This is a genomic window from Halomonas sp. SpR8, assembly GCF_031010195.1.
Taxonomy (GTDB): Bacteria; Pseudomonadota; Gammaproteobacteria; order Pseudomonadales; family Halomonadaceae; genus Vreelandella.
Map to the genome: position 1 here is coordinate 740,081 of NZ_JAUAMC010000001.1, position 14,674 is coordinate 754,754.

The window sequence follows — 14,674 nt, forward strand, 5'->3', positions numbered from 1 at the left end:
CGGAGGCAGTGATAACAATCATTGGATAGTCATTGAGATAGTAGACTATTTTTACACAACATTCTTAGCCAAGGCTAAACTGTTTGCACAAAGCTTTTTTGTTGAGCTGCAGTCTATTTGATCATGTGGTGCTGCCTGGGGTGGCGATTGCCTATCTGCTGGGCTGGCCGTTCTTTATTGGCGCTTTTATTACTGGGGCATTGATCCCGGTAGGATCGGCGCGACTGAGCGCCACACGCGGATGAAGTCTGACGCGGCCATAGGGCTGATGTTCACCGGCGCTTTGCGCTCGGCGCTGCTGTTGACGTTAGTGGTCAGTCTGGAAACCGTCGGTATTATTCTGGTCGTGGCGATAGCGATTGAATCTGACTTTTAACCCCGACGGCATCTTCGACATCAAGCTGAAATGCGATGCCGGTGCCAGGGGTTTCATCAAACTCGCCTATCCGCGCTATCGCTTCCAGGATATGCCGACTGCGGTGCTCTTCTGCCAAGAACAAAAGCATATCCCGTTGTGCGGTTATCTCCATGCCGAAGATGCCGTGGGCTTTTTTTAACCCTTCTCCGCGAGCGTTGTTAACGATGGTGGAACCGGTTGCCCCTGCCTGGCGTGCGGCATCCAAAATGGCATCGGTTAACTCGACTTCTACCATGGCGACAATCAGTTTAAAGCGCATCGCGCTCTCCTTTTTTTAACAGCTTGCTTTGCTGAGAGGTGAGGCCCTTGGCTGAGTATTGTCGGGTAATTTTCCACTCGGCGATTTGGGCGTAACCCATCACGGTAATGATAGGAAATAAACAGGCCAGCGCGATCATGCCAAACCCATCCATTATCGGGCTGCGTCCCGGTATTTCAGCGGCGAGGCCTAATCCCAGCGCGGCAATAATAGGCACGGTAATGGTTGACGTTGTGACCCCGCCAGAATCAAATGCCAGTGGAATGATGGATCGCGGTGACCGCAGCGTTTGAACGATCACCAGCAGGTAAGCCCCGCAGACAAACCACTGCAACGGCCAGCCCATCACAATGCGCCAAGTGCCCAGCGTAATACCAAACGCCATGCCGAGTGCCACCGCTATACGCAGCATCAAGGGATTAATCGTGCCGCCAGAAATCTCGCCTGCTTTTAACGAGACTGCGATAAGGGATGGCTCGGCGATAGTGGTGCTGGCGCCAATCGTAAACGCGAAAATATATACCCAATAGTAGTCGCTCCAATGGCGCTGGGCGCCCTCTGCCAAAGCAGGTAGAAACTCACGCTGTGTCAGTTGGGTTGCCATTAACTCACCCATTGGAAACAGCGCTTGTTCTAAGCCCACCAGGAACAGCGACAGCCCTACCCAAACCATCAAAAAACCGGCCAGCACCTGTGGTAGGCGCTTTACCTGTTTTCGAATCACTAAGTATTGAAAGCCGAATATGATCGCAGCAATGGGCAGGATATCCAGCAACGTGCCCCAAAAAGTCGCTATCAGGCTCATGGCGCGACGCCCGGTATTAGGTGGATGCCCACAATGCCAAATAACAGCACAAAAATAATCGGCATTACTGAAGCGAGTGCAATAAGCCCAAAGCCATCAAGCATCGGGCTGCGGCCTTTTATTGAGGACGCTAAGCCAACGCCCAGTGCGGTTACCAGTGGTACGGTAATTGTTGACGTGGTGACGCCGCCTGAGTCGTAGGCGATGCCAATCATCTCAGCAGGTGCAAGCAGTGTTAACAGCAGTACCAGCAGGTAACCGCCAATAATCATTAAATGCAGCGGCCAGCCTTTAAAAATACGTATTACGCCGATCACCACAGCGGCCCCAACCGAGGCCGCTACTACCATACGCAGAGAAAAGGCAAAGCTGGTTTGTGCGCTAGGGCTATTATCGATAAGCCCACCCTGGGCAACAACGTCAGCCGCCCTGGCGGCAATGGCGATCAATGCAGGTTCGGCCACGGTAGAGCCAAGCCCCAATGCAAAAGCAAACAGCAGTAGCCAGGTTATCGAGCCTTTTGTTACAAATGCGCGGGCTAGGTTCTCACCCAGGGGAAATAGCCCCAGCTCAAGACCTTTAATAAATAGCGTAAGGCCTACGAGCACAAACGTTAAACCCAAGGCCAGATCGATCAACGCGAGTGACTCGGGCAGGGGTTGACGGATAACCACTAGCTGAAAAAACGCCATTACCAACACCACCGGCGCAAGATCTCGCAGGCTGTCTTTTAATTGGTGGGCAAGCGATACCACTAGATCCATTGAGTCTTCCGCGTATCAGGAGTAAATACCGGTAACGCAGAGGCGTTATCTAAGTAGAATCAGAGTATAGGGCTATCAATAGTCAAAAAATTGATCTCGCGCACGGAAAACACAACGAACCAAATATTCAGCAGAGTCGACTGCCCAATAGCAGCAGTGAAGGATCCAGGTTCTGCCAACCCCACCACGCGATAGCCAAGCCAGCAAGTAGCGCGGCTGCTAATAATAGAGTGCCTAGCGTTTTAACAGCGTTCATGACGTCACCGTGGTTACAGCGTCTTGCCTAAGCGGCTTCTCATTGATAAACCAATGCAGGGCGGCAGCCACAACAGAGAGCACAATGGCAATTTTCCATACCGCATCGTAATTACCGGTAATATCATAAAAATAGCCGCCCAACCAAACACCCATAAAAGAGCCTAGCTGATGAAATAGAAATACGATGCCGCCCAGCATGGAGAGATGGCGAACGCCGAAGACTGATGCCACGATGCCGTTGGTCAATGGCACAGTAGAGAGCCATAAAAGCCCCATCACGATGCCGAATAAGTAAGCGCTAAAAGGACTCAGTGGCAAGAATACGAAGGCAGTAATCACCACCCCACGAATCAAATAAAGCCAGGTAAGCAGCTTGGGCTTGGACCAAATGCCGCCCATCCAACCGGCGGTATAGGTGCCGACAATATTGAACAGGCCGACTAACGCCAGCACCGTCGTGCCCACCTGCACCGCAAGACCGTTATCGAATAAGTAGCCGGGTAGGTGTACGGCGATGAAAACCACCTGAAAACCGCAGACAAAAAAGCCTAAACAGAGTAGCCAGAAGCCTTTTTGGCCTGCTGCTTCATTAAGTGCATCTTTGAGGCTTAAATCAGACGCCGTTTTGGCGGAGGGCTTATCGCGCAGCATGGCGCCAAGCGGAATGATGATAGTGGCGATCGCAGCCATTGCCATCAGCGCTGCTGCCCAGCCAAGCCACTCGAGAAGGCCCAGGGTGCCCGGCAGCATCGCGAATTGCCCAAATGACCCGGCGGCGCTAACAATACCCATGGCCATACTGCGTTTTTCAGGCGCTACCGCACGGCCAACGGCACCCAAAATAACCGAAAATGTGGTGCCCGAAAGGCCAAAGCCAATCAACAGCCCCGCGCTGAGCGTCATACCCAACGCAGAGGTAGAAAGGCTCATAAACAGCAGACCTAGGGCATAGAGTAACCCACCCAGCACAATAATTTTTGCTGCGCCAAAGCGGTCAGCTAGGGCGCCGGTAAAGGGCTGCGCTAAGCCCCAGACAAGGTTTTGGAGAGCGATTGCAAAGGCGAATACGCCGCGTCCCCAGCCAAGGTCGCTGCTGAGTGGTTCCATAAACAGCCCAAAGCCATGACGCAAGCCCATGGCCGTGGAGATAACCAAACTTCCTAATATGATCAGTAGCAGCGCATGGTTGCGAATAAGAGCCATGATGTTCTCTTTTATTTGCAGGCTTACAGTTTGCTTACTATCGCATGGCTTGTGGGCGTTTAGAAGCTGCCAAATAGAGTGCCTAGTATAAAAACGCTCATATGAGTGGCGTCATTTAGGTTTACACTTCTAATCTGCTAAAATCCGCCTCCTTCGCTGTTAATGACCGCTCAATAGCTCTAGGGATCTTCATGAATGCAGTAATTCTTGCCGTGCTGGTGATGGTGGCGCTTTCGCTTGTGCGTGTCTCAGTGGTATTTGCTTTAGTGGTCGGCGCGTTAGTCGGTGGTTTAGTGGGCGGGCTATCGCTTGAGCAGACGCTGGATGCCTTTAATGAAGGCGTTGGGGGCGGGGCCCAAGTGGCGCTGGCTTATGCCACTTTAGGTGCTTTCGCCGTGGCTATTTCCCGCTCCGGATTGCCCGATATGTTGGCTAACCGTTTGATAACGCTTTTGGGTAAGGAAACCACTGCCGCCCAGCAGGCGCGGGTCAAAATGTTGCTGCTGACGGCAGTGCTGTTAGTAGCGATTTCTTCGCAGAATGCGATTCCGGTACATATTGCTTTTATACCGGTGTTGATTCCGCCGCTGTTAACCGTAATGAACCGCTTAAAGTTGGATCGTCGTGCGGTAGCCTGTGCGCTCACTTTCGGTTTAACCGCACCCTATATGCTGCTGCCGGTAGGGTTTGGGGCGATTTTCCTTAATGATATTTTGCTGGCTAATTTGAATAGCGCAGGAGAGCCGTTAGGGCTGGAAATTACCCGTGGCATGGTGCCGATGGCCATGGCGATACCGGTCGGCGGTATGGCGCTGGGGTTAATCGTTGCGCTGTTTTGGAGCTATCGGCGCCCGCGAGAATACCAGGCCCAAGATATTGCTAACGCTAATGTGACTGAAGGACATGCACCTGCTCAGCCGCATATGCTGGGGTTAGTAATGTCAGGCGTGGCGATCGTCGCGGCACTTGGTCTGCAGCTTTATAGCGGCTCAATGATATTGGGGGGGTTGGTAGGGATTGGCCTGCTTTCAATGGGCGGGATCTTTAAATGGCGCGAAGCGGACGACCTGTTTACCAGCGGTATGCGTATGATGGCACTGATTGGCTTTATCATGATTTCTGCGGCGGGCTTTGCGGAAGTAATGAAGACCACCGGGGAGATTGACGCTTTGGTGTCAGGGGCCTTTGCGCTATTTGGTGATAACCGTGGCTTAGCAGCGTTGGTAATGCTGCTGGTAGGGCTGTTTATTACCCTGGGTATTGGCTCGTCGTTCTCAACGATTCCGATTATTGCCGCTATTTTTGTGCCCTTGGCGGTACAGTTTGGCTTCTCGCCCATGGCCACAGTAGTGCTGGTGGGAACCGCCGCGGCGCTAGGCGACGCTGGCTCGCCAGCATCGGATTCAACCTTGGGGCCAACCTCAGGCCTTAACGTTGACCGTCAGCACGATCATATGTGGGACAGCGTGGTGCCGACATTTCTGCACTACAACATTCCGTTAGTAGGCTTTGGCTGGCTAGCGGCGATGATGCTCTAAAGGGGCTGCTTTAAAACGTCTATTTTAGAATCATAAAGGGACAACGCTGGTTGTCCCTTTTTTCTGGTTGTATCTTTTTTGATTAAGCTGGAGCCTTTTCGCTATTTAGGCAGGTGGCTTTCAAACGCGCTTAATAAGCCCCTTAACAATGAAAGCTCTTTGCGGCTGGGCTGTGCGCGGGCGAAGAGGGCTTGAAGCTGTTCTTCAGTGCGGGCGTGGGGCTGAGTTAAAAAACCGCTATCCTGCATCAAGCGGCCCAGGTGCGCTTGAAAGTGTAGGAACTGTTCGCGGCTGGGCGGCGTCGCCTCCAGCGGGCGTTGATAAGCAAAGCCGCTGTCCTCGCCTTTACGCCAGGCGCGGTGCACTTCATAAGCCAGTATCTGTACCGCCTGGGATAAATTCAGAATGCCGTAATCAGGATTGGCAGGAATGCTGGCCTGGTGGGTGCAGCAGCGGATCTCATCATTCGTCAGTCCCGAGCGTTCGCGCCCAAATACTAGCGCCACTGGCGCCGTTTGCGCGTTCTGGATGACGTCTGCCGCCATCTCATCGGGCTCGTCAAAGTGGGGCAAGGGCAGGCTGCGTAAGCGCGCACTGGCACCGACGACCTGGACGCAATCGTTAACGGCTTCCTCCAGTGAGTTAACCACACGTGCACTCTCCAGCACATCAGTGGCGCCCGCCGCTAGCCGAGTCGCTTCTTCATCGGGGAATAAACGCGGATTAACCAGCACCAGCTCTGTTAAGCCCATGGTTTTCATGGCCCGGGCCGCAGCGCCGATATTACCGGGGTGGAAGGTCTGAACGAGTACGATACGGATATGCTGCAACATGCGCTGGAGCCCAGTAGTTAAAAAAATATAGCTTAAAAAATCGCGCAGATAGTAGCACGTTCGGCCCTGAAAATGGCTGACATGTGTTGCGGCAACAGTTTCAAAAACGGTATCGACAACAGTTTCAACAACTGTTTCAACAACTGTTTCAAAAACAATATCGACAACCCCGTGCCTGTACACGCCTCAAAACGCAAGAACCCCGCAAGGCGGGGTTCTTGGTGACAGCTAAACGCTAGCCGTCAATAGAGCGAAGGGCTCAGGGATGCATTACATCATGCCGCCCATACCACCCATTCCGCCCATGCCACCCATATCAGGTGCGGCGTCTTTCTCTTCCGGATCTTCAGCGATCATGCACTCAGTAGTGATCATCAGACCAGCAACCGAACCTGCGGACTGCAGCGCAGAACGGGTAACTTTAGCCGGATCCAGAACACCCATTTCAAACAGGTCGCCGAATTCACCGGTTTGTGCGTTGTAGCCGAAGTTTCCTTCTGCATCTTTAACACGGTTGATGACGACAGCAGGCTCTTCACCAGCGTTGGACACGATCTGGCGCAGCGGTGACTGCATAGCGCGCAGCGCCATGTTGATACCGTGGTTCTGGTCTTCGTTTTCGCCGGTTAGACCTTGTACTTTCGCCATTACGCGAACCAGTGCTGTACCGCCACCGGGCACCACGCCTTCTTCAACGGCCGCACGGGTGGAGTGCAGGGCGTCTTCAACGCGGGCTTTCTTCTCTTTCATTTCCACTTCGGTGGCAGCACCGACGCGGATAACGGCAACACCGCCTGCTAGTTTGGCAACACGCTCTTGCAGCTTCTCTTTGTCGTAGTCAGAAGAGGTCTCTTCGATTTGCGCACGGATTTGGCTAACGCGTGCTTCAATATCGTTTTCCGCACCAGCGCCATCAATGATGGTGGTGTTCTCTTTCGACATGGTCATACGCTTGGCAGTACCCAGGTGATCCAGGTTTGCTTGTTCAAGCGTCAGACCAACTTCTTCAGAAATGACCGTGCCGTTGGTCAGGATGGCGATATCCTGCAGCATGGACTTACGACGGTCGCCGAAGCCAGGTGCTTTGGCTGCAGCTACTTTAACGATACCGCGCATGTTGTTGACAACCAGCGTTGCGAGGGCTTCGCCTTCGATATCTTCAGCGATAATAGCCAGCGGCTTGCCTTGCTTGGCAACGGCTTCCAGTACCGGCAGCAGCTCGCGGATGTTGGAGATCTTTTTATCCACTAACAGGATGTAAGGATCTTCCAGTTCAACCGTCATAGTGTCCTGGTTGGTGACGAAGTAAGGCGAGAGGTAGCCGCGATCAAACTGCATACCTTCAACAACTTCCAGCTCGTCTTCAAAGCCGCGACCTTCATCAACGGTGATGACGCCTTCTTTACCGACTTTTTCCATCGCTTCGGCAATGATTTCACCGATACGCTGGTCGCCGTTAGCAGAAATGGTACCTACTTGTGCAATCGACTTGGTGTCGGTGCAGGGTACAGACATTGCTTTGATTTCTTTAACGGCAGCAGCAACGGCTTGATCAATGCCGCGCTTAAGATCCATCGGGTTCATGCCCGCCGTTACGCCTTTCAGACCTTCAGCAATAATGGCTTGGGCCAGAACGGTAGCGGTGGTGGTGCCGTCTCCTGCGGCGTCAGAAGTCTGTGAAGCGACTTCTTTAACCATCTGGGCGCCCATGTTTTCGAACTTGTCTTTCAGTTCAATCTCTTTGGCAACAGAAACACCGTCTTTAGTCACGGTGGGGGAGCCGAAAGATTTTTCCAGTACCACATTCCGGCCTTTCGGGCCGAGGGTTACTTTTACCGCGTTGGCGAGAACGTCAACACCGCGGGCCATGCGCTTACGAGCATCATCTGAGAACTTGACTTGTTTAGCTGACATATCTGCTACTTCCTAAATTGAATGCAAAAACGTGAAAGTGAATAATCGAGGCACTCATCATAAGAGAGTGCGCGACGACGATCTTAGCCTTCAACAACCGCAAGAATATCGGCTTCGCTCATGATTAAGACTTCTTCACCGTCGACTTTTTGCTTTTCGACGCCGTAGCCATCTTTAAAGATCACGTTATCGCCAACCTTAACGTCTAGGGGGCGAACATCGCCATTTTCGAGAATGCGACCATTACCAACGGCGAGTACTTCGCCACGCGTTGGTTTTTCTGCTGCATTGCCCGGAAGCACGATGCCGCCTGCGGTTTTTTGCTCTTCTTCAACGCGACGGATGATGACACGATCGTGCAAAGGACGGATATTCATTCACGTTCTCCTGAGTATGGTTGAAGCCCAGTTGAGGGCGGTTAGCTAAAAAAGTTCTCGTGGGATTTCCCGCGAGAAGCGAAGGCCTTACAGCCTCCATTGTTAATGGCAGTACCGTTAGTAGCTGCCGAATTTGTGTGCTGGCTAAAAAGTGGGGGCTGCGGATGGTCTTTCAAGGGGGCGGGCAATAAAAAATTGCTTTTTTGTCGATTTTCTTCCCAGAGGAGCCTTAACGACGACGCAAGGGCTCATCATGGCTAATAAAGTCTCCCTCAATAGGGCCTTCCTGTTGCGCGGATTGAGAATTTTTGGATGCCCCATCGAAACGTTCGCTGTGTTCATTCGAGGTCTGGCGTGCAGTCGAATCGCCAGAGCCTTGCTGTGCACCCACAACGGTTTTAAGCCCTAACCAAGTCAGTGCTTTAAACATGAGTTGCCGGGCACTGGGAATGAGGCAAGCCAGACCCAGTGCGTCGGATAAAAAGCCTGGTGCCATCAGTAGCGCTCCACCGAAAATAAGCGCAGCGCCGGTTAATAATTCACTGGAAGGAACCTCGCCAACCTGCATGCGCTGACGCGCACGAGCAAACGTTGCGACCCCTTCTCTACGGATAAGATGAAGCCCGGCAAAACCTGTGCCGAGTACTAAGAGTAGGGTTGTTAGTAAACCTATCTGGCTGCCAATTGAAAAAAGGACAACGAAATCAAGTAAGGTGAACAGTGATATGAAAATAAGGATGGGCATGATTAACTCCAGATAAAGTGACTGACACCATTACAGTCGTGTTTTTCTTAATATGGTGCCAGATATCTTAATAACAAGCAGCTCAAGATTTGCGATAAAAGCACTCTTTAGTAACGCAAGGAACTCGATTTATGTTACGCACTCTTATATGCTGCAATGCACAATTAATCGATTTTTTAGCCGCTACCAGGAGTTAATAATGCTTCTTACCGATAAAGTGATCGCAGTTACCGGAGGGGCGCGTGGTTTGGGTTATGCCATGGCTTTACGGCTGGGTAAGCAGGGAGCGCGTATGGCGCTTTTGGATATGAGTGCTGAAGCGCTCGATCAGGCTGTATCGCAGCTTTCCGCTGAAGGTATCGACGCTCAGGCCTTTGTAGTTAATGTCGCCGACGAGGCCTCCGTGACTCAAGCATTTACTGATATTGCGCAGCGCATGGGGCCTGTTAGCGGCTGCATAAATAATGCGGGTATTACTGACGATGCACTGCTGGTTAAGGCTAAACAGGGGCAAGTGGAAAAACGTATGTCCTTAGAGGCTTGGCAAAACGTTATTAATGTTAATTTAACCGGCGTTTTTCTGTGTGGGCGTGAAGCTGCTACCCAGATGATTGAGGCAGGGCATCAAGGGGTGATCGTAAACATATCGAGCATTTCCCGGGCAGGCAATATGGGGCAGAGCAACTATGCCGCTGCTAAAGCTGGAGTACACGCGCTAACGACTACCTGGAGTCAAGAACTGGCGCGTTATGGTATCCGCACCGGCACCGTTGCACCCGGATTTGTCGCGACTGAAATGACCGCTGCAATGCGGCCGGATATGTTGGAGCGGATTTCTTCAAGCGTGCCCCTCAAGCGCTTAGGTGAACCCGATAATATTGCCCAAAGCGTGGCATTTATTATTGAGAATGACTACTTCACCGGACGCATTATTGAGTGCGATGGGGGATTGCGGCTATAGATTTGCTACTGGGCCCAAGCAGATTTTTACTAGCTAAATAGGCGGCCCCAGAAGGCCGCCGACAGAGCATCTTGAGTCGGCTTAAAAGTAGTCGCGGCTAATTTTACGCTGGAAGTACATTTCTAGGCGTAGCGTCATCGCCCACCGTGGGTCATAGCTCACATCGCGCTGAAAGTGCAGCTCTGGAATGACATCAGCGAACAAAATGCCTTTATGGATATCCCGCCGATAGCGCGTTTGCAGGTAGTAATTGGTCATGCGCGGATTGGAGGCGCTTTCACCAATGGCAATGGCGGAGTAGCGTAGAGCGCTGCGCCGATTAATACGGTGGTTGATTTCGGCAATTTCGCTGTATTCGAGTTTATCTTCTTCCTCACGCCACTGAACGTTTGTGATAAACCGTAAATGGCGGCTATCGCTTAGCGCACGACCCACATCCCAGCGCGTCCGGGCCGAGTAGCCTTCATTATTGAACCAAGAAACGCGGTTATTTGTTTCAAGCTGCCAGGGTCCTTCGCCGAGTTGCCATAGGCGTTCGCTCGTGAAACGTACATAAGGATCCAGCGGTAGGCGTAAGCGCACACCGGCACCCACTCGATTGCTCCAGTTTTCACGCTTGTCGCGGCTCTCTAGCCAATCTAGCCCCAATGTTGAGCTGCGTCGGTCGCGCTGATCATTATTAAGGCGCCCCGAGCCCTGCTCTTCAAGCGTGCCTTGAGACTCTTCGGGATCACTCTCGATCACCAGGCGCAAGCGCTCTTCTGAGGTAGGTAGATCGATACGGTAACGGATCGATGTATCGCCACGGGTGCCGTCGCCCTCCATCCAGTCAATTTCTTGACCTAGGCGTAGATAAGACTCGTTCTTGGCCTGCATATGATCATCGGTGCCAAAAAAACCATCAATGCGGCGCGACGTACTGTCTACCCAGTTGCCTACGCTTTCGCGAAACGGCTCAACACGCTCTTCAGCCCACTCGGGTAAATCGCTATCTTCCTCTTCGGCGTAAGCGTTAACCGCGACGCAAGTCATTAGGCCTAGCCAGCAGAAGGTTATAATTTTATGCATCGAGTAGTTCCAGTCGTCGTGTGCTTTGCCGCTTAGTATAAAAAATTGGTTAGCGTGCCTTGTGGGTTTCAATCTCTTTTGCCCATTCTAATACACGCTTGCGCTGGCCTCGGCTGTTAAGACGATGGGTATCGACTTTGGCCGGAATAAGCTGGCGGATGGGAGCTGCGTCTAAATCAAAATTAAAGGTACGTGAAGCGCCCATGGGCATATCTTCGGACCCATAAATGGCAATGACACGAATTTCGAGCTGAAGATTTTGCTCATGCAGCAAATCGTCTTCAATTTCCCAATACTCTTTAACTTGTTTCACGATGTCACCAAACGTTTGAATGTTCAGATAGTCACCTGATGCCAGAGGGCCTTGATGAGTGCGATGGCTGTTTTCATTTTGTTCGTTGCCACGCTGCTGATACTCCACTACATCAAGGTTGTAGCTGCGATTTTGGGTATGTAGCACCGCTATAAGGTGTTGAATATAGATCGCTTCACTGCTCATGTTGCTGATTAGGCAGATGGCGTTGACACCAGTACCTCTGCCGCGATTAATAATAACGCGAGGGCGCCGCTGACGGACATAGCCGTTATAAAGCAGTTGGGCATAAAACAACCACACAAACAGCGTACAAATGCTCGCGACTGCCGAGATTGCCTGAGCGTTTTCGTTGAGCCATTCCATTATTTGAGTTCCTTCTCATGTAATTGGGCCAATTTTGGTTAATAATCTAGCGGAGAATTGTGCTTACGTCAGCCAGAATGTTGGCAATAAGCTATTGAATCCCCAAATGTCAGGCACAAAAAAATGGCGTTAAGCCATTGATGAGTAAGAATATAGAGTATGGAATAAAATGCTTGAGCCATTAACTTAAAAGCTGATCAAAAATAGGCCTATCAGCTAACTCGACAATGATTAATTCAGAAGGGGAGGATGAAGCTAAAAGATTGAAAGATAACAAGTAATTGGTGCGGATGGGGAGACTCGAACTCCCACACCTTACGGCACTAGAACCTAAATCTAGCGTGTCTACCAATTCCACCACATCCGCTAAGACGAGGCGTATATTATCAATTTTGTGGCGTAAGTCAATCAATGATTTGATATTTATTCAGTTAGCCGTAAGGAGAAGGCATGGTGTTAAAACAGTGGCTGCAGCGAGGAAGTCGTTTGCTTCAGCAAGGCATGCCGGGCTACTGCGCGTTCTGCATGGCCAGTGCCTTACCAGGGCAAGGGTGGTGCGCTGCCTGTTTAAAAGAACTGCCCTGGAATCTTCACGCCTGCCAGCAGTGTGGCGATCCAGTGGCGCATAAAACGCCACTATGTGGTCACTGCCTAACAGAGCCACCGGCATATACGGCCACCCAGGCTGGGCTGCTGTATCAAGGAGCGATTAAACAACTGGTGCATGATTTTAAATTTCATGCTTCGCCGCGCGCGGGCACGTTATTGGTTGAATTGATGCTGTTAACCCCGCCGGCGATCCAGGGAGATGCCCTGTTGTCGGTGCCTATGACCACCGCACATGCTCGCACACGTGGGTTTAATCAATCGCACTGGTTGGCAGAGCAGTTAGGGAAGAAATGTGATATGCCGCTGGTTAATGCCAGAAGGATTAAAGATAGCCCCTCCCAGCGCACATTGAATCGCCGCCAACGGGCGGCTAATCTGGCGGGCGCTTTTGCCTTTGAAGGACCGCTACCGGCGCACATCGTCATAGTGGATGACGTTGTGACGACGGGGTCGACAGGGCATGCATTGGCTCAAGCTGCGCTAGATGCAGGAGCCAGCCAAGTTGATATATGGGCAGCAGCGCGGACACCACTTGGCAAGGATTGATAGAATAAACTTTTCGCAAATTTTAGCTTTTTCGCCAACCCAGGAGTGACCAATGTCACACCCGTTTAGCTCTCTTTCGCCCGATTTGGTGATGTCTGCCGTAGAGTCACTGGATATTTGGCCTGCAGGCGAACCCTTTGCGCTAAATAGCTACGAAAATCGTGTGCTGATGTTTCGCGATGACGATGGCAAAAGTTGGATTGTTAAGTTCTATCGCCCTGACCGCTGGTCTGATAAGGCGATTCAGGAAGAGCATGATTTTCTGCAGGAACTCGCTAGTCAAAATGTACCGGTAGTGGCTCCGTGGCGCGATAAGGCAGGCACGTCGATACACTATTTTAAGGCATTTCGATTTTCCCTATTTCCCCATTGCCCTGGCCAAGCGCCAGAGTTGGATAACCCGTCGCATCTGTTTGCCATGGGGGAGCTGCTAGGGCGATTGCATCAAGTGTCCGCTAATGCAACTTTTCAGCATCGTCCACGCTTAGAGCTGGCCAGCGGGGTGCTTGACGCTCAGCAGCGCGTGCTAAGTAGCGAAAGGTTGACGCGTCATCAGCGGCGAGCATATGAGAAAGTTATTCAAAAAGTTCATCAGCAGCTTTTAAAGCACAGCGTGCCTGACAACCGCATGATTCGCTGCCACGGAGACTGCCATTTAGGTAATGTGCTGGGGCGTGACGAGCAGTTTACGCTCGTTGATTTTGACGACTGTATTATGGCGCCCGCTATGCAGGATATCTGGATGTTACTACCCACCGATGATCCCCAAGGCTGGCGATCCTACTTAAGCGAAATTATCGAAGGGTACGAAGAGAGCGGCTCATTCCCTAGTGATCAAATGGTGCTAATTGAGCCGTTAAGAAGCTATCGCCTGATCAGACACTCAGCATGGCTGGTGTCACGCTGGAATGATCCGGCATTTCCACGTGCATTTCCTTGGCTGGCAGATAGCGGCTATTGGGATCAGCATATCCGCCAGTTAGAGCAACAGTGTCTTCAATTAGATAATCCACGCTGGTTGGCATAGTTGATTTAGCTTAAACCCACTAGCGCAAATTGAAATGCTGATTACTCGACTTCCGGGTCGGCGTCTTCACGAGGAATGGGGTTGGCAACGCCTTCACCATCGGCCTGTTGGCGCTGCTGATTAAGCTCTGCAGAGGGATTATCCAGCTCGGTAATTTCCAGGGCTTCATCTAACGTGAGAAGAAATGTTTGCCCAGGAGAGAGCGTGCAAGGAGTGCTTTCGCAGGGTATGGCGTATTGTCCATCTTCAGCATAAGCGCTGGCACTGAAATTGCCGCTGAAAATATCGCTGTCAGCGTCGTGGGTTTCAATGCACGTTGCTTCTTGTGTCGTAACCCGAATGCGCTCATCCACTAACTGCGCATTGCCTATAATCACACAGTACTCTGGCAATGAATGGGAGGCGCTGGCTGCTCGGGTAGGGTGCAGCAAAATATCGCATAGGCGCGCTTGGTTTGAATCAAAGGTAAGCTCTTCGACAACCTCAACGCCGACTGTTGCTTCGCTGGGGAGGGTCAGCTTAGCGTCTGCAGCAGAGGCGTATAGAGGCATTGCAAAAAATGGGGCCGCGATGGCGGTTAACCAAAAATGTGATGGCTTAAAGGACATGGCGAACTCTCAGTGTTGGCGCCTGCAGTAAAGGCAGTAAATTAGTTACGAATTATCATATC

Annotated in this window: 18 protein-coding genes and 1 tRNA gene; 6 read left to right on the forward strand and 13 right to left on the reverse strand. The window is 51.6% G+C overall.

The genetic code is table 11. The annotated features are described in order from the left end of the window. The first annotated feature begins 101 nt into the window (after positions 1–101). Positions 102–245 (forward strand): metal ABC transporter permease, encoded by a 144-nt coding sequence (locus QT230_RS03335; protein WP_374694432.1) that lies wholly within the window; start codon positions 102–104, stop codon positions 243–245. Further along, complete coding sequence (locus tag QT230_RS20840) at positions 242–376, forward strand: hypothetical protein (protein WP_374694433.1); 135 nt, start codon at positions 242–244, stop codon at positions 374–376. The genes QT230_RS03335 and QT230_RS20840 overlap by 4 nt, the downstream gene beginning before the upstream one ends. On the opposite strand, the gene QT230_RS03340 is transcribed toward QT230_RS20840, so the two are convergent. The 5 genes from QT230_RS03340 to QT230_RS03360 all read right to left on the reverse strand — a co-directional run bounded on the left by QT230_RS03340 (position 336) and on the right by QT230_RS03360 (position 3,707). Next, positions 336–677, reverse strand: coding sequence for a P-II family nitrogen regulator (locus tag QT230_RS03340; RefSeq protein WP_308320061.1), 342 nt, complete (start codon positions 675–677; stop codon positions 336–338). The genes QT230_RS20840 and QT230_RS03340 overlap by 41 nt on opposite strands. Next, positions 667–1,482, reverse strand: coding sequence for a Na,Li,K/H(+) antiporter subunit UmpB (gene umpB, locus QT230_RS03345; RefSeq protein WP_308320062.1), 816 nt, complete (start codon positions 1,480–1,482; stop codon positions 667–669). Before umpB ends, QT230_RS03340 begins: the two co-directional genes overlap by 11 nt. After that, positions 1,479–2,246 (reverse strand): DUF1538 domain-containing protein, encoded by a 768-nt coding sequence (locus QT230_RS03350; RefSeq protein ID WP_308320063.1) that lies wholly within the window; start codon positions 2,244–2,246, stop codon positions 1,479–1,481. Before QT230_RS03350 ends, umpB begins: the two co-directional genes overlap by 4 nt. Before the next feature lie 127 nt (positions 2,247–2,373). After that, positions 2,374–2,502 (reverse strand): hypothetical protein, encoded by a 129-nt coding sequence (locus QT230_RS03355; RefSeq protein WP_308320064.1) that lies wholly within the window; start codon positions 2,500–2,502, stop codon positions 2,374–2,376. Beyond that, complete coding sequence (locus QT230_RS03360; RefSeq protein ID WP_308320065.1) at positions 2,499–3,707, reverse strand: MFS transporter; 1,209 nt, start codon at positions 3,705–3,707, stop codon at positions 2,499–2,501. The genes QT230_RS03355 and QT230_RS03360 overlap by 4 nt, the downstream gene beginning before the upstream one ends. A gap of 191 nt (positions 3,708–3,898) precedes the next feature. Between QT230_RS03360 and QT230_RS03365 the strand changes: the two genes are divergently transcribed. Further along, positions 3,899–5,245: a Na+/H+ antiporter NhaC family protein gene (locus tag QT230_RS03365; RefSeq protein ID WP_308320066.1), complete on the forward strand. Its 1,347-nt coding sequence runs from the start codon at positions 3,899–3,901 to the stop codon at positions 5,243–5,245. 101 nt (positions 5,246–5,346) lie between these two features. Here QT230_RS03365 and QT230_RS03370 read toward each other — a convergent pair whose 3' ends face one another. From QT230_RS03370 to QT230_RS03385, 4 genes are all read right to left on the reverse strand, one after another. Next, on the reverse strand, positions 5,347–6,078 hold the full coding sequence (locus QT230_RS03370; RefSeq protein ID WP_308320067.1) for an RNA methyltransferase: 732 nt from the start codon (positions 6,076–6,078) through the stop codon (positions 5,347–5,349). A 270-nt stretch (positions 6,079–6,348) separates the two neighbouring features. Continuing rightward, complete coding sequence (gene groL / locus QT230_RS03375) at positions 6,349–7,992, reverse strand: chaperonin GroEL (RefSeq protein WP_308320068.1); 1,644 nt, start codon at positions 7,990–7,992, stop codon at positions 6,349–6,351. A gap of 83 nt (positions 7,993–8,075) precedes the next feature. Continuing rightward, positions 8,076–8,369, reverse strand: coding sequence for a co-chaperone GroES (locus tag QT230_RS03380; RefSeq protein WP_308320069.1), 294 nt, complete (start codon positions 8,367–8,369; stop codon positions 8,076–8,078). Between the two features lie 229 nt (positions 8,370–8,598). Next, positions 8,599–9,114 carry an FxsA family protein gene (locus tag QT230_RS03385; protein ID WP_308320070.1) on the reverse strand — a complete coding sequence of 172 codons (516 nt, stop codon included), beginning with the start codon at positions 9,112–9,114 and terminating at the stop codon, positions 8,599–8,601. Between the two features lie 199 nt (positions 9,115–9,313). Between QT230_RS03385 and QT230_RS03390 the strand changes: the two genes are divergently transcribed. Next, complete coding sequence (locus QT230_RS03390) at positions 9,314–10,075, forward strand: SDR family oxidoreductase (RefSeq protein WP_308320071.1); 762 nt, start codon at positions 9,314–9,316, stop codon at positions 10,073–10,075. An 81-nt stretch (positions 10,076–10,156) separates the two neighbouring features. On the opposite strand, the gene QT230_RS03395 is transcribed toward QT230_RS03390, so the two are convergent. The 3 genes from QT230_RS03395 to QT230_RS03405 all read right to left on the reverse strand — a co-directional run bounded on the left by QT230_RS03395 (position 10,157) and on the right by QT230_RS03405 (position 12,189). After that, on the reverse strand, positions 10,157–11,143 hold the full coding sequence (locus tag QT230_RS03395) for a hypothetical protein (RefSeq protein ID WP_308320072.1): 987 nt from the start codon (positions 11,141–11,143) through the stop codon (positions 10,157–10,159). 49 nt (positions 11,144–11,192) lie between these two features. Then, positions 11,193–11,822, reverse strand: coding sequence for a hypothetical protein (locus QT230_RS03400; protein ID WP_308320073.1), 630 nt, complete (start codon positions 11,820–11,822; stop codon positions 11,193–11,195). A gap of 282 nt (positions 11,823–12,104) precedes the next feature. Beyond that, a tRNA-Leu gene (locus tag QT230_RS03405) sits at positions 12,105–12,189 on the reverse strand. A gap of 83 nt (positions 12,190–12,272) precedes the next feature. Between QT230_RS03405 and QT230_RS03410 the strand changes: the two genes are divergently transcribed. Both QT230_RS03410 and QT230_RS03415 read left to right on the forward strand, forming a co-directional pair. Next, positions 12,273–12,977: a ComF family protein gene (locus QT230_RS03410; RefSeq protein ID WP_308320074.1), complete on the forward strand. Its 705-nt coding sequence runs from the start codon at positions 12,273–12,275 to the stop codon at positions 12,975–12,977. A gap of 52 nt (positions 12,978–13,029) precedes the next feature. Further along, the gene (locus QT230_RS03415; RefSeq protein ID WP_308320075.1) at positions 13,030–14,004 is read left to right on the forward strand and encodes a serine/threonine protein kinase; all 975 of its coding nucleotides are present in this window, start codon (positions 13,030–13,032) and stop codon (positions 14,002–14,004) included. Between the two features lie 41 nt (positions 14,005–14,045). Here the strand turns inward: QT230_RS03415 and QT230_RS03420 are convergent, their stop codons facing one another. Further along, positions 14,046–14,612: a hypothetical protein gene (locus QT230_RS03420; RefSeq protein WP_308320076.1), complete on the reverse strand. Its 567-nt coding sequence runs from the start codon at positions 14,610–14,612 to the stop codon at positions 14,046–14,048. Positions 14,613–14,674 lie beyond the last annotated feature (62 nt).

Bases quoted from the DNA above. Each gene is read 5' to 3' on its own strand.
- QT230_RS20840 (WP_374694433.1), top strand. From the start codon at position 242: ATGAAGTCTGACGCGGCCATAGGGCTGATGTTCACCGGCGCTTTGCGC.
- QT230_RS03340 (WP_308320061.1), bottom strand. From the start codon at position 677: ATGCGCTTTAAACTGATTGTCGCCATGGTAGAAGTCGAGTTAACCGAT.
- umpB (WP_308320062.1), bottom strand. From the start codon at position 1,482: ATGAGCCTGATAGCGACTTTTTGGGGCACGTTGCTGGATATCCTGCCC.
- QT230_RS03350 (WP_308320063.1), bottom strand. From the start codon at position 2,246: ATGGATCTAGTGGTATCGCTTGCCCACCAATTAAAAGACAGCCTGCGA.
- QT230_RS03355 (WP_308320064.1), bottom strand. From the start codon at position 2,502: ATGAACGCTGTTAAAACGCTAGGCACTCTATTATTAGCAGCCGCGCTA.
- QT230_RS03360 (WP_308320065.1), bottom strand. From the start codon at position 3,707: ATGGCTCTTATTCGCAACCATGCGCTGCTACTGATCATATTAGGAAGT.
- QT230_RS03365 (WP_308320066.1), top strand. From the start codon at position 3,899: ATGAATGCAGTAATTCTTGCCGTGCTGGTGATGGTGGCGCTTTCGCTT.
- QT230_RS03370 (WP_308320067.1), bottom strand. From the start codon at position 6,078: ATGTTGCAGCATATCCGTATCGTACTCGTTCAGACCTTCCACCCCGGT.
- groL (WP_308320068.1), bottom strand. From the start codon at position 7,992: ATGTCAGCTAAACAAGTCAAGTTCTCAGATGATGCTCGTAAGCGCATG.
- QT230_RS03380 (WP_308320069.1), bottom strand. From the start codon at position 8,369: ATGAATATCCGTCCTTTGCACGATCGTGTCATCATCCGTCGCGTTGAA.
- QT230_RS03385 (WP_308320070.1), bottom strand. From the start codon at position 9,114: ATGCCCATCCTTATTTTCATATCACTGTTCACCTTACTTGATTTCGTT.
- QT230_RS03390 (WP_308320071.1), top strand. From the start codon at position 9,314: ATGCTTCTTACCGATAAAGTGATCGCAGTTACCGGAGGGGCGCGTGGT.
- QT230_RS03395 (WP_308320072.1), bottom strand. From the start codon at position 11,143: ATGCATAAAATTATAACCTTCTGCTGGCTAGGCCTAATGACTTGCGTC.
- QT230_RS03400 (WP_308320073.1), bottom strand. From the start codon at position 11,822: ATGGAATGGCTCAACGAAAACGCTCAGGCAATCTCGGCAGTCGCGAGC.
- QT230_RS03410 (WP_308320074.1), top strand. From the start codon at position 12,273: ATGGTGTTAAAACAGTGGCTGCAGCGAGGAAGTCGTTTGCTTCAGCAA.
- QT230_RS03415 (WP_308320075.1), top strand. From the start codon at position 13,030: ATGTCACACCCGTTTAGCTCTCTTTCGCCCGATTTGGTGATGTCTGCC.
- QT230_RS03420 (WP_308320076.1), bottom strand. From the start codon at position 14,612: ATGTCCTTTAAGCCATCACATTTTTGGTTAACCGCCATCGCGGCCCCA.